This is a genomic window from Streptomyces synnematoformans (assembly GCF_039531005.1).
GTDB lineage: Bacteria > Actinomycetota > Actinomycetes > Streptomycetales > Streptomycetaceae > Streptomyces > Streptomyces synnematoformans.
Genome location: NZ_BAAAPF010000053.1, coordinates 15,214 through 28,258 on the forward strand (window position 1 = coordinate 15,214; position 13,045 = coordinate 28,258).

A 13,045-nucleotide genomic window follows, 5' to 3' on the forward strand; every position below is an offset into this window, starting at 1 on the left:
TAGCTGTCCTGCCCGGATCAGCCGCGGGCCGGCCGGATCGTGCGGGTCAGGCCCTCCACGTACAGCTCGGTCACGGCCGTCGGCGCGCCCGGATCGGCGAGATCGGCGAACACCCTTTCGGCCGGGAGCGTGAAGGTGATTGCGGCCGTCGCGCCGGGGCCGACGGTGACCCGCCCGAAGGCGAGCAGCTCACGGATCCGGGGCGTGCGCGTCCCGCCCGTGCGGTGGGCGAAGACGGGGATCACCGGGTCGCTCGGCCGCCCGGACCGGTTCGCCGCGGTCACGGTCACCACGACCTCGGCCGGGCTGTCCGGCCGGACGGTGACGTCCAGGCCGGTGACGGCCACGTCGCGATAGCCCAGGCCGAAGCCGAACGGCAGCAGGACCGGCTCCGGGGCGTCGCGGTAGACGTCCGCCGCGCTCTGCCGGTCGTTGTACCGCACCGGGACGGCCGCGGGGTGCCGCGGCAGCGTCATCGGCAGCCGCCCGGTGGGCTCCGCCTCGCCGAGCAGCGCGTCGGCGACCGCCTCGCCGCCGTACGGGCCGGGATACCCGGCCCACAGCACCGCGTCGCAGTGTTCGAGGGCGCCGGTCAGGACGTGCGGCCGGCCGGAGACGACGACGGCCGCCACCGGCGCGTCCGTGGCGGCCCGGACCGCCCTCATCAGGTCGTCCTGCCCGGCCGGCAGCGAGACGTCGGCCAGGTCGACGCCCTCGCCGCCGGTGGCCTCGCCGGCCCGGGCGGCGACGGCGCCGTTGTCCGCGAAGGCGGCGTCGTAGGAGCGGTGGCTGGTGCCGCCGATCACGACGACGACGGCATCGGCGCCGGCGAAGGCCGCGGCCCCCACGTCGTCGAAGGCCTCGCCGGCGGTGGTCTCGGCACCGGGCAGTGCGGCGCGGAGGGCTTCGGCGACACCGCGGCCCGCCCCGGCCGGCAGCGGCGGGACGTAGTCGCCGAGCAGCGCCGGGACGTCGTCGGCGTGGGGCCCGACGACGGTGACGCTCCGCAGCCGGGCGGCGTCGAACGGCAGCGTGGCGCCACCGTCTTCCCGCCGCGCGTTCCGGAGCAGGACCAGCGACTCCGCGGCGAGCCGCCGCGAGGCGGCGCCCGTCGACCTCCGGGCGGCGGTGAGACGGGCGAGGGACCGCGCGGCGTCGGGGCGTACGGGACGACCGGGGTCGCCCAGGAGCCCCAGCCGGTCCTTCAGCGTCAGCACCCGGCGGCAGGCGACGTCGAGCGCCGCGGCGACCTGTGCGTCCGCGGCGGCCAGGGCGGCGAGGCCGGCGAACGACTCGTCCCACAGGGAGAGGTCCACGCCGGCCAGCAGGGCGGCCCGGGCGGCGCCGGGCAGGTCCCCGGTCGTCCCGGCGAGCCGGTCCACGGCCAGCCCGTCCGCCATGACGATCCCGTCGAAGCCGTGGCGGCCCCGCAGGTACGCGGTGAGCAGGTCGTGGTTGGCGCAGCAGGGGACGCCGTCGATGTCGTTGTACGCGGCCATGAAGCCGAGCGCCCCGGCGCGCAGGCCGGCCTCGACGGGCGGGAGGTGGATCTCGGCGAGGTCGTGCGGGCCGAGGTGCGCGGACTGGCCGTTGCGGCCGCCGACGGCCTCGCCCTGGGCGGCGAGGTGCTTGAGGACGACGGCGACCCCGCCGTCGCCCACGCGGGAGCGTGCCTCGCCCTGCATGCCCTCGACGACGGCGCGGGTCAGCTCGGCGGCGAGCAGCGGGTCCTCGCCGTAGCACTCCTCGCCGCGGCCCCACCGGGGGTCGCGCAGGATGTCGAGGGCCGAGACGAGGGCGACGTGGACGCCGCTCGCCGCGAGTTCGGCGCCGACACCGCGGGCCGCGTCGGCCAGGGACTCCGGCCGCCAGGCGGCGGCGACGGCGAGGTTGACCGGCAGCAGGGTGCCGCCGAGGGCCTGGTGCCCGTGCGGTGCCTCCTCGACCAGCAGCGTCCCGACGCCGTGCCGGTCGGCTGCGGCCACGGCCTCCTGCACCGCCGCGGCGGCCTCGGCGCGCTCCTCGGGCCGGATGCCGTTCGCCCACGACCGGCCGGACCAGGCGTCGGCCCGGAAGAGCCCGTAGAGGGCGCCGAGCCCACCCCACCGGTCGATCTCCTCGCGGGCGTAGCCGGTCAGCCGGAACGCGCCGCGCCGGTCCCGTTCGACGGCGCGCCAGCCGTGGAGGCGCTGGTTGACCTGACCGGCCTTCTCCTCGACGGTCATGGCCGCCAGGACGGCGTCGACGCGCCCGTCCGCGGCCTGGCCCCCGTCCTCCGCCGCGCCCGGAGCCCTCGCCCCGGTCACGTCGTGCCCGTCGTGAGGGCCGAGCCGTCGCTGACCGCGGAGTAGGCGCTCACCCCGGTGGTGTCGGGCTCGTGCACCGCTTCGACCCCGCGCGCCGCGAGGTCGTCGGCCGACTCGGCGGTCCGCGAGGTGACGACCGCCGGTCGGCGGCCCCGCCGTGCCAGGTCCATCCAGGCCGTGAACGCCGCGCCGCCCGGCGCGAGGTCGGCGCGGCGGACCGGGACGTCGGCGTCGTCGACCGCGACGACGACGGCCTCCCGCCGCGGGGCCGGAGCGACGGCCCGCCGGCGCAGCTCCTCCGCGACGGCGGCGAACGCGCGGCCGATGGGCTTGGCCTTCCCGTCAGCGTCGAACAGGCCGAGCGAGTACTCAAGCTCGGGGAAGTCCGCGAGCCGGCGGTCGACGTCGTGGGAGCACCACCACGTCACCCCCCACAGCGCCGGGCTGTCCGCGGCGTGGCGGACGGCCTGCTCGCAGAACGCCGGCGCTTCGGCCGCGTCGAGGCAGTTGAGCGGCGCGCCGATCTCCTGCAGCCACACCGGCCGGCCGGGGCCGGTGGCGAACGCGCGGGCGAGTTCGATGAGGTACTCACCGTGCCGCACGCTCTCCGCCGCCATACCGCCGTAGCGCTGGGCGGTGCCGTTGAAGATCCACGAGTGGATCGCGGTGAGGTCGCCGAGCCGCGCCGCGTGCGTGGGGAGGAACGGATGGCCGTCGAGGTACCAGACGGCGTCGTACTCGGCGTGCAGCCGCAGCGCCCGCCCGTCCGCCGGCACGGCGTCCAGCAGCGTCCGGATCCAGTTCCCGGCGTCCTCGGACGACGCCCGCATCGGGGCGGGGTGCGGATCGCCGGAGAACTGGTTGACCTCGTTGCCCAGGGTGAGGCCGAGGTAGTTCGGGAGGTCGGCGACGGCGTCGTGCAGCGCACGGGCCAGGTCCGCCTGCGCCCTGACGGCTCCGGCGTCGGTGAACATGTTCGTCGCGTGCCAGGAGGTCAGCCACGCCGGCACGAAGTCGTAGCTCGACATGTGCCCCTGGATGACGTCGACCGAGGCGTCGAGACCCGCCTCGCCGGCGAGCCGGACCAGCGTGCGGACGTCCGCGAGCGCCCGTGGCCGGATGAGCGTGCGGTTGGGCTGGAGTATCGGCCAGAAGGGGAAGATCCGGACGTGGTCGAGCCCCAGCGAGGCGATGGCGTCCAGGTCCCGGCGGATCTCGTCGAAGTCCGGCTCCAGCCAGGAGTAGAACCAGTCCTTGCGCGGCGTGTAGTTCACACCGAAGCGCAGCGCGGTCATCCTTTGATACCTCCCTGTTCGAGACCGCGCATGAAGAACCTCTGCAGGGCGGCGAAGAACACGATGATGGGTACGAGCGCGACGATCGTGCCGGCCGCGATGAGTCGTGGGTCGTCGTAGAACGTGCCCTTGAGCATGTTCAGCCCGACGGTGAGGGTGTAGTTCTGCTCGTCGGACAGCACGATCAGCGGCCAGAGGAAGTCGTTCCACGAGCCGACGAACGCGAAGATCGCGACGACCGCCATCACGCCCTTGACCTGCGGCACGCAGACCCGCAGGAAGCGCTGCCAGACCCCGGCGCCGTCGAGCACGGCGGCCTCTTCGAGTTCGTCGGGGATGCCGGCGAAGGCGTTGCGCATCAGCAGCACGTTCAGCGGTGCCACGAACGTCGGGAGTGCCACGCCGAGCAGGCTGTCGGTCAGGCCCGCGGACCTGACGAGCAGGAACTGCGCGATGATGACCGCCTCGACCGGCACGAGCAGCGCCGCGACGAAGAGCGCCGTCACCAGGCCGCGGAAGCGGAAGCGCAGCCGGGCGAGCGCGAACCCGGCGGCCGTGGCGAACAGGACGTTCCCGCCGACGACGAGCAGGGCGACAAGACCGGAGTTCATCACGAACCGCAGCACGGGGACCCGGTCGAGGACCCCGGTGTAGTTGCCGAACGTCGGGTCGTCCGGCACCAGTCGGGGCGGCTGCGCGTAGAGGTCGTCGCCCGGGCCCTTCAGCGACAGCGAGAGCTGCCACAGCAGCGGTCCCGCGAGCAGGACGAACATCAGGACGAGGACCGTGTACCGCGCGACCGATCCCGTGGGGAAGCGCGGGCGCCGCCGGCTCATCCGTTCCTCCTCTGCCGGTTCTGCGCCACGAGCTGCAGCACGAGGAGGACGGCCATGATCGCGAACATGACGAGGCTGATCGCCCCGGCGTAGCCGGTCCGCGCCTGGAGGCCCGTGCCCTCGCGCTGGATCAGCATCGTCATCGTGAGGTTGTCGCCACCGGTGCCGCCGGTGCCGTCGGTCAGCACGTACACCTCGCCGAAGACGCGGAAGGCGGCGATCGAGGAGAACAGGCCGATCAGGCCCATCGTGTTGCGCACCCCGGGCATGGTCACGTGCAGGAACTTCCGTACCGTGCCTGCTCCGTCGACGTCCGCGGAGTCGTACAGCGTCGGGTCGATGTTGGCCAGCGCCGCCAGGTAGATGACCATGTAGTAACCCATGCCCATCCATATCGTGACGAACATGGCGCTGAAGAGCAGGAGCCAGCGGTCGGTGAGGAACGGGACGGGCTCGCCGACGGCCGACACCCAGCCGAGCACCGAGTTCACCAGGCCGCGGCGGTCCAGCAGGTTCGTCCACACCAGGCCCACGATGACCGGGGACATGATGACGGGCAGGTAGTAGCTGGTCCGGAAGAACCCCAGGAGACGGCCCTTGCCGGCCACCAGCGCCGCGAGGACCAGCGGCAGCACGACCATGACCGGTACGACGCAGACGACGTAGAGCGTGGAGTTGAGCAGCGCCGTCCTGAAGCGCGCGTCCCCCCACAGCTCCCGGAAGTTGTCGACCCCGACGAACTGGCCGCCGCGCAGCAGGGTGGCGTCGGTGAAGGAGAGCAGCAGGGTGTTGAAGAAGGGGAAGAGGACGAACGTCGACACCACGGCGAGCGCGACGCCGAGGAAGAGCCACGGCACGTACCAGCTGCCCCGCGTCCAGTGCGCGTGCCGGGCGGGGCGGGTGCGGCCCTCCCGGCGCATTCCGCGCCGGGAGGCCGTGACCGTACCGCTCACTGCTTCGCGAGCCGGTCGTTGGAGTAGTCGACGGCGTCGTCGAGGGCTTCCTTCGCGGTCTTCTTGCCGAGCAGCGCGCCCGCGATCTGCTCCCGCAGGTTCTCCACGTCCGGGCCGCCCGAGAAGGCCGGCGGCCACCACACGACGGCCTCGCCGACCTGCGCGGCGGCCTCGGTCCTGAGCCGGCCCTCGTCGGTGCCGTCGTCCTCGGTGAAATACGGGTCGTCGAGCGTGCCCGCGGTGGAGGGGAAGACCGACGCCTCCTTCGCGAACGCCAGCTGGTTCTTCGGGTCGGTGGCGAACCGGGCGAACGCCTTCGCGGTCGCGGTGTTCTCCGACTCGGAGTTCACCACGAGGGATTCGAGGTACATGTTCGGCGCGGTGTTGGCGATGAGCGGACCCATCTCGACCGTCTTGGCGACGTCCGGCGCGGTCTTCTTCAGGTCGCTCAGCGTGTAGGAGCTGCCGGGGAGCCACCCGAGCTGACCGGACTTGAACGAGTCCAGCTCGCCGGTCTGCAGCGCGTTGAGGGACTCCTCGGTGAGGCCGCTGTCCTCGTACAGCGCCTGGTAGCGCTCGACCAGCTCAACCCCCTTGGCGTCGTTGAACGTGAACTCGGTGCCGTCCCCGTTCATCAGCTCGGCGCCGTACATCCCGAAGGTCTCGATGGTGGGCATCCGCCCGATCATGGAGATGCCCTCGTCGCCGCAGTTCTCGGACATGACGGCGGCCTGGTCGAAGAGTTCGTCGTAGGTCTCGGGGAGCTTCTCCGGGTCGAGGCCGCACTTCTCGAACAGGTCGGTGTTGAAGAACGACGGGCCCGTGTTGAGGTACCAGGGGTAGCCGTAGGTGCCGCCGTCGATGCCGTCGAACGTCATGGCGTCCCACGCGGTCGGCAGATAGCCCTCCTCGGCCTCCGGGTCGTCCTCGGCGACGTTCAGGAGCATCCCGGCACCGGCGAGCGTGTAGGCCGCCTCGGGGCCCATGTCGACGACGTCGGGGAGGTTCCCGCCGGCGGCGTCGGCGGAGAGCTTGTCCTGGTAGCCCTCGGCCGGCTGGTCCACCCACTTCACCGTGGTGCCGGGGTGCTTCTTCTCGAAGGCGTCGATGAGGCCGTCGAAGTACTTCTCGTAGCCGCCCTTGAGGTTCCACGTCTGGAACGTGATCTTGCCGGCTATCTTGCCGTCGGTGCCGGAGCCGCCGGAGTCGGCGCCCCCGTCACCTCCCACGCCGCAGCCGGTCAGGGCGAGGGTCAGGGCCGCGCCGGCGGCGACGCCGGCGTACACCCGGCGGTTGGTTCGGCTCATCGGGGTGCTCCTTCGCACTCTGCAGCGGGCGTCAGCCGGAGGGTGACGACCTGGAAGGGATCGAGGGACAGTCGGTTGCCGTCGCGCAGCGCCCGGCGGATGCCGCTGCCGTCGGTGAGGTCGCGTTCGAGGAGGTCCGTCTCGCGTACGACCGCGTCGGCGCCGCACACGTCCGCCCAGCGGAGGGTGGCCTCGGCCCGGCCGCCCCGGGCCTCGTAGACGCGGGCGACGAGGTCGCCGCTGCCGTCGTCGGCGAGCTTGACGGTGTCCAGCACGGGCAGTCCCGCGGTGTCGTCCAGCCGCAGCAGCGGCTCGACGGCGGGCAGGCCCTCGACGACGGGTGCGCCCAGGGCGTGGGCGGCCGCCACGGTCGCGGCGTGGTCCTCGCCCGGGACGACGGCCCAGCGCATCCGGTGCACGCCGAGGTCGGTCTCGGGGTCGGGGAAGGTGGGCGCGCGCAGCAGCGACAGCCGTACGACGGCGCCGCCGCCGGGTCCGCCGAGGCGGGTGACGTCGCAGCCGTAGACGGAGTCGTTGACGACGCCGACGCCGAAGCCGGGCTCGGCGACGTGCACGTAGCGGTGGGCGCAGTCCTCGTAGTGGGCGGCGTCCCAGCTGGTGTTGGCGTGGATGGTGCGCTCGACGTGGCCGAACTGCGTCTCGTGGCGCGCGGTGGTGGTGTGCACGGCCAGCGGCAGCGCGACCTTCAGCAGCCGCTCGCGCTCGCGCCAGTCGGCGTCCAGCTCCATGCCGAGCTGCCGCTCGCCGGGCGCCAGGCGGATGGTCAGGGTCAGCCGGGAGCCGCCGGGCAGGCCCGCGGTGTGCTCCACGGCGACCTCCGCCGTGCCGTCCTCGCGGGTGCGGGCCGTCACGGAGGCGGGCCCGGTCAGGTCGGTGCGCATGCGGGCCGCGTCGCGGTCGATGTCCCAGGCGTCCCAGCGCACCGGCTCGTCGCGGTGCAGCTGCAGCACGCCGAGCGGCCGCCCCTCGGGCACCAGCTCGCGGCCGGTGGCCGCGTCGCGCAGCGAGACGACGTGGCCGGCCGCGTCCACGACGGCGCGGAGCAGGCCGTTGTCGAGTTCGTGCCCGCCGCCGTCCAGCGGGGCCAGCCGTACCGCCTCGCCGCCTGCGGGGCCGGCCGGCGCTGTCTCCCACGCGCCGCGGCCGGCCCAGGGGAGGGGGGAGATGATCCGGGCGGTGCGGTCCGCGGCGGTGGCACCGGCGGATCCGGCCAGCTGCTCGCCGGAGCGGTCGATCAGGGCGGTGAGCCGCGCGGTCAGGTCCTCGTAGGTGGCGCGGGCCTCGCGGTGCACCCAGGAGATGGACGAGCCGGGCAGGATGTCGTGGAACTGGTGGAGCAGCACGGTCCGCCAGATCTCGTCCAGCTCGGCGGCCGGGTACTCCGCGCCGGTGCGCACCGCGGCGCTGGCGGCCAGGTACTCGGCGGTGCGCAGCAGGGCCTCGCAGCGGCGGTTGCCGGCCTTCATGGCGTGCTGGGAGGTGAACGTGCCGCGGTGCAGCTCCAGGTACAGCTCGCCGACCCACACCGGCGCGCCGTCGCCGTACTCCTCCTCGGCGTCGGCGAAGAACGCGGCCGGCTCGCGTACGGCGACGCGGGGGGCGCCCTCCAGGTCGGCGAAGCGGGCGGCGCGGGCCAGCATCTCGCGGGTCGGGCCGCCGCCGCCGTCGCCGTAGCCGAAGGGCACCAGCGAGTGCGAGGAGGCCGCCTTGTCGCGGAAGCTGGCGACGGAGTGGTGCAGCTCGGCGGCCGTCACCTCGGCCGCGTAGGTGTCGGCGGGCGGGAAGTGGGTGAAGACCCGGCTGCCGTCGATGCCCTCCCACCAGAAGGTGTGGTGGGGGAAGGCGTTGGTGTCGTTCCAGGAGATCTTCTGGGTGAGGAACCAGCGGAAGCCGGCCAGCCGCGCGAGCTGCGGCAGCGCGCCGGAGTAGCCGAAGCTGTCCGGCAGCCAGACCTCCTCCGGCTCGACGCCGAGCTTCTCGGTGAAGTACCGCCGGCCGTGGGTGAACTGCCGGACCATCGCCTCGCCGGAGGGCATCGTCGTGTCGGACTCCACCCACATGCCGCCGACGGGCACGAACCGGCCCTCGGCGACCCGGGCGCGGACCCGCTCGAACAGCTCCGGGTAGTGCTCCTCCAGCCAGGCGAACTGCTGGGCGGACGACATCGCGAAGACGAAGTCGGGATCCGAGTCCATCAGCGTCAGCACGTTGGCGACGGTCCTGGCGACCTTCCGTACGGTCTCGCGGAGCGGCCACAGCCAGGCGGCGTCGATGTGCGCGTGGCCGACTGCCGTGATCCGGTGGGCGCTGGCGTGGGCGGGCTTGGCCAGCTCGGGGGCGAGCGCGGCGCGCGCCCGGGGCGCGGTGGCGTCGAGGTCCCGTCCTCCCGCAGAGCCTTCGGCCCGGGAGGTGCTCCCAGCGGCGTCGAGCGCCGCGTCGACCGCGCGCAGCAGCCGCCAGTGCCGGGGCTCGTCCTCGGACACCTCGGCGGCGAGGCCGCCGGCGACCTCCAGGTCGCGCACCAGCTCCCACAGCCCGGCGTCGAGGTCGCACACCTCGGCGCGGGCGAGGCGGTACAGGGGCGCGGGTCCGGCCGTGAGCTTGTCGCCGAGCGGCGTGGTGACGAACGGGGGCAGGCCGAGCACCAGCGGATTGGCGGCGGCCTCGACGTAGACGGTGAAGGTCCCGTCCGCGCGCAGCACCCCGGGGGAGGCGCCCGGGCCGGTCAGCCGGAGCCAGCCGCTGCGCGGGTGGACCGCCTTGATGACCGAGCCGTCCGGCCGGTAGAGCATGCCCTCGGCCTGGCCGCCCACCGAGTGGTCCTCCCAGCCGAGTTCGAGGACGAGTTCGGTGGTCCGCGCGGGGTCGCGGCGGGCCTCCTCGGGCACGGTGCCGTCGACGCGGAGCCAGGTGGTGCCCCAGGCCGGGCCCCAGGGGTCGCCGGGTGCGAGCGGCTCGTAGACGGGGGTGGAGCGGCCCGGCAGCGGTGCCAGGCCCAGCGCGTGCGCGGCGGGCACGGGCTCGCCGTCGCCGTCGACGGGCCAGGCGGAGACGTCCACGGCGGACAGCCGGGTGTGGATCCGGGGGACCAGACGCTGACGCAGGGCGCGTTCCAGCCGGTCGAGCGTCGTACGCGGCGCGTTGTGCATGTGTGCTTCCCTGGCCGGATCGTGGTGGGTGGTGAGCTGACCGGACACTAAGGCGCTTAAGTTACCGGTGTCAACGGCTTCCGGACGTGAGATTCGGGGCCGGGAGGCGGCGGGGGACGCGCGGGCGCCGGCCGCCGGCGCGTGTCAGTCCGCGCAGACGGGCGGTTCGCCGACGGTGCTGGCCCGTGGCACCAGGGTGGGCACCCGCTCCTCGAAGTCGGCCACCTTCTCTCCCGCCAGGACCTGCAGCAGGCGCTCCGCCACGTCCGCCCCGAAGCCCGCCGCGTCGCGGCGCAGCGCGGTGAGGGCCGGCTGGAGCACCGTGCACACGGGGGTGTCCTCCCACACGACCACCGCGACGTCCTCCGGGATACGCAGCGACATCCGCCGGATGGCGCCGACGCCGGCGACGGCGAGCACTTCGTTGTCGTAGATCAGCGCGGTCGGCCTGGGGTCGCCGAGCAGCGCGGACGTGGTCGCGGTGTCGCCGGCGCCGGCCGAGAAGTCCGTCGCGTGGCTGCGGCAGTCCGCGATGCCGAGGTCGGCCGAGGCGCGCAGGAAGGACTCGACCCGGCGGTGGACGTGGAGCAGGGCTATCGGCCCCGACAGGTAGGCGATCCGCTCGTGCCCGGTCTCCTTGAGATGCCGCATGATGGACGCCATCGCCGCCGCGTCGTCGATGGACACCGAAGGGACGACGCCCGCCGGGTCCGGTCCGCCCGCGATCAGCGCGGGCAGTCCGAGTTCCGCCACGGCCTCGGGCCGCGGGTCGTCGCGCCGCAGGTCCACCAGCACCACTCCGTCGACCCGGTGCTCCCGCTTCCACATGTGGTAGACGTCGATCTCCTCGTCGACGGAGTCCACGACCTGCAGCAGCAGGGCGTACCGCCGACGGCTCAGCACCGCCTGCATGCCGGTCATCAGCCGGTGGAAGAACAGCTCGGAGCCGACGTCCTGCGCGCTGCGCGCGATGACCAGGCCGACGGTCGCGGTGCCGGCGCCGGTGAGGGCGCGCGCCGCGTGGTGCGGAGCCCAGTTGAGTTCGCTGGCCGCCTGGAGCACGCGCTGCCGGGTGGCCTCGGACACGCCGGGCTTCCCGTTGAGCGCGAAGGAGGCGGCGGCCTCGGAGACGCCTACCCGGTCGGCGATGTCGCGCAGGGTGGGACGGCGCGCATCGTTCCCCATGTGAAGCCCCATCGTGTCGTGGGTCGCTCATCGTAGCCCCGGCCTGCGGGCGGGCAGAGCGGCCCGAGTGTCGTCGCCCGGACTACTTTAGCGCTTCAGTTACGATATCCAGCCGTTGCCGACCCCTTGTGCGCTGCACGAAGCCGAGGTGGCGCCCGGCGTGGTCCGCCGTTCCCGTACCGTGGGTGACCCGCTGGCCGACGCCTGCGGGTGGAGCCGACGCGTCGGCACAGTGCGGCGAACGCGGCGCACGCCAAAAACTGTTATCGCCGCCGCCACGGTGCCGTCTCCTGAGATGTGCGTGCCGCACGGACAGCACGCCGTCCCCCCACTCACAGGAGCCGTACATGGGTCACCACAACGCACACCGCACGAGCCGCCGCAGCGTGCTGCAGTTCGCCGGCGGGCTGGCGGCGGCAGGGGCCGCGGGCAGCGTGGCCGTCGCGTGGGGCGGAGACTCCGCCGACGCCGCGCCCGACGCCGACGCGGGTGCCGCACACGACGCGCGGGCCGCGTCCGCGGCCTTCACCCACCCCGGCATGCTGCACGCCTACGGCGAGCTGAACCGGGCCAGGGTCCGGGTGGCCGCGGGCGACGAGCCGTGGATCTCCGGCTGGCGGCGGCTGACCGCCAACCCGCACGCCGGGAGCGGGTGGGCTCCCCGGCCGCTGGAGACGGTCGTCCGCGGCGGCGAGGGCCAGAACTACACCGTCCTGTACAACGACATCCACGCCGCGTACCAGAACGCCCTGCGCTGGCACATCGGCGGCACCCGCGAGCACGGCGACACCGCCCGCGACATCCTCAACGCCTGGTCGGGCACGCTGAAGACGGTCACGGGCAACGCGGACCGGTTCCTGGCGGCCGGCATCTACGGCTGGCAGTTCGCCAACGCCGCCGAGCTGATGCGCGACTACGCCGGCTTCGAACTCGCGCGGTTCCAGCAGATGATGCGGGACGTCTTCTACCCGCTCAACGACCACTTCCTGGTCAACCACAACGACGCCTGCATCACCAACTACTGGGCGAACTGGGACCTGTGCAACGTGGCCTCCGTCATGGCGATCGGGATCCTCTGCGACGACCAGGCCCTGTTCGACCGCGCCGTGGAGTACACGAAGACGGGGGAGGGCAACGGCTCCTTCCCGCACGCCATCCCGTTCGTCTACGACGACGAGGGACTCGCGCAGTGGCAGGAGTCCGGCCGCGACCAGGGCCACTCCCTCATGGGCATGGGCCAGATGGGGGCGATCTGCGAGATGGCCTGGAGCCAGGGCACCGACCTCTACGGCCACGACGACAACCGGTTCATGAAGGCCGCCCAGTACGTCGCCAAGTACAACCTCGGCGGGGACGTCCCCTTCACCACGTACACCTGGGGCACCGGGCAGAACTGCGCCCAGCGGTCGCACACCGCCATCTCCGCGGCGAGCCGCGGCCAGGCCCGCCCGGTCTGGGACATGCTGCACTACCACTACGCACGCCGCCTCCGGCTGTCCGTGCCGCACCTCACCGCGATCGCCGAGCAGGTACGCCCCGAGGGCGGCGGCGGGGACTACGGCCCCAACAGCGGCGGCTACGACCAGCTCGGCTTCGGCACCCTCCTCTACGCCAAGTGACCTCCGCCGGGACGGCCGATCTGCAACGGGAGTGACGGTGGAGGCGCGGGAGTGGCGCGCGGTCATCACGGCGGCGCAGTCCGGTGACCGGGAGGCGATGGACCGGCTGGTGGCCGGGTGGCTGCCGCTCGTCTACAACGTCGTCGGCCGGGCGCTGGGCGGCCACGCCGACGTCGACGACGTCGTCCAGGAGACGATGCTCCGCGCCGTACGCCGGCTGCCCTCGCTGCGCGACCCGGACCGCTTCCGCTCCTGGCTGGTCGCGATCGCCATGCGCCAGATACGGGAGCGGGCCCGGCGCCGCGGGCGTCGGGCCGAGGCCGCGGCCGGGACCGCGGCGGCCGGGTCCGCCGCCCGCCCCGCCGCGGCGGGGT

General features: G+C 73.6%; 9 protein-coding genes. 2 read left to right on the forward strand and 7 right to left on the reverse strand.

Annotated elements, in window-relative coordinates:
- Positions 1-17: 17 nt before the first annotated feature.
- The 7 genes from ABD317_RS11805 to ABD317_RS11835 form a co-directional block, all read right to left on the reverse strand.
- Positions 18-2,306 carry a glycoside hydrolase family 3 N-terminal domain-containing protein gene (locus tag ABD317_RS11805; RefSeq protein ID WP_344289728.1) on the reverse strand — a complete coding sequence of 763 codons (2,289 nt, stop codon included), beginning with the start codon at positions 2,304-2,306 and terminating at the stop codon, positions 18-20.
- A complete protein-coding gene (locus ABD317_RS11810) occupies positions 2,303-3,601 on the reverse strand; it encodes a glycoside hydrolase 5 family protein (protein WP_344289729.1) in 1,299 nt (432 codons plus the stop codon). The genes ABD317_RS11805 and ABD317_RS11810 overlap by 4 nt, the downstream gene beginning before the upstream one ends.
- A complete protein-coding gene (locus ABD317_RS11815; protein WP_027751766.1) occupies positions 3,598-4,437 on the reverse strand; it encodes an ABC transporter permease subunit in 840 nt (279 codons plus the stop codon). The genes ABD317_RS11810 and ABD317_RS11815 overlap by 4 nt, the downstream gene beginning before the upstream one ends.
- Positions 4,434-5,357, reverse strand: a complete 924-nt coding sequence (locus tag ABD317_RS11820; RefSeq protein ID WP_344289731.1) for a carbohydrate ABC transporter permease — start codon at positions 5,355-5,357, stop codon at positions 4,434-4,436. The genes ABD317_RS11815 and ABD317_RS11820 overlap by 4 nt, the downstream gene beginning before the upstream one ends.
- Positions 5,358-5,386: 29 nt before the next feature.
- Positions 5,387-6,697 (reverse strand): ABC transporter substrate-binding protein, encoded by a 1,311-nt coding sequence (locus ABD317_RS11825; protein ID WP_344289732.1) that lies wholly within the window; start codon positions 6,695-6,697, stop codon positions 5,387-5,389.
- A complete protein-coding gene (locus ABD317_RS11830; protein ID WP_344289733.1) occupies positions 6,694-9,867 on the reverse strand; it encodes an alpha-mannosidase in 3,174 nt (1,057 codons plus the stop codon). Before ABD317_RS11830 ends, ABD317_RS11825 begins: the two co-directional genes overlap by 4 nt.
- A 144-nt stretch (positions 9,868-10,011) precedes the next feature.
- Positions 10,012-11,052, reverse strand: a complete 1,041-nt coding sequence (locus ABD317_RS11835; RefSeq protein WP_344289734.1) for a LacI family DNA-binding transcriptional regulator — start codon at positions 11,050-11,052, stop codon at positions 10,012-10,014.
- 347 nt (positions 11,053-11,399) lie between these two features.
- Here ABD317_RS11835 and ABD317_RS11840 point away from each other — a divergent pair, with 347 nt between their 5' ends.
- Together ABD317_RS11840 and ABD317_RS11845 are read left to right on the forward strand one after the other, a co-directional pair.
- Positions 11,400-12,671: an alginate lyase family protein gene (locus ABD317_RS11840; RefSeq protein ID WP_344289736.1), complete on the forward strand. Its 1,272-nt coding sequence runs from the start codon at positions 11,400-11,402 to the stop codon at positions 12,669-12,671.
- Between the two features lie 97 nt (positions 12,672-12,768).
- Positions 12,769-13,045 (forward strand): RNA polymerase sigma factor (locus ABD317_RS11845; protein WP_344289738.1); only part of this gene is annotated, 277 nt, incomplete at its 3' end.

Excerpts from the sequence above, each read along its gene's own strand:
- ABD317_RS11810 (WP_344289729.1), bottom strand. The coding sequence starts at position 3,601 with ATGACCGCGCTGCGCTTCGGTGTGAACTACACGCCGCGCAAGGACTGG.
- ABD317_RS11815 (WP_027751766.1), bottom strand. The coding sequence starts at position 4,437 with ATGAGCCGGCGGCGCCCGCGCTTCCCCACGGGATCGGTCGCGCGGTAC.
- ABD317_RS11820 (WP_344289731.1), bottom strand. The coding sequence starts at position 5,357 with ATGCGCCGGGAGGGCCGCACCCGCCCCGCCCGGCACGCGCACTGGACG.
- ABD317_RS11825 (WP_344289732.1), bottom strand. The coding sequence starts at position 6,697 with ATGAGCCGAACCAACCGCCGGGTGTACGCCGGCGTCGCCGCCGGCGCG.
- ABD317_RS11830 (WP_344289733.1), bottom strand. The coding sequence starts at position 9,867 with ATGCACAACGCGCCGCGTACGACGCTCGACCGGCTGGAACGCGCCCTG.
- ABD317_RS11835 (WP_344289734.1), bottom strand. The coding sequence starts at position 11,052 with ATGGGGAACGATGCGCGCCGTCCCACCCTGCGCGACATCGCCGACCGG.
- ABD317_RS11840 (WP_344289736.1), top strand. The coding sequence starts at position 11,400 with ATGGGTCACCACAACGCACACCGCACGAGCCGCCGCAGCGTGCTGCAG.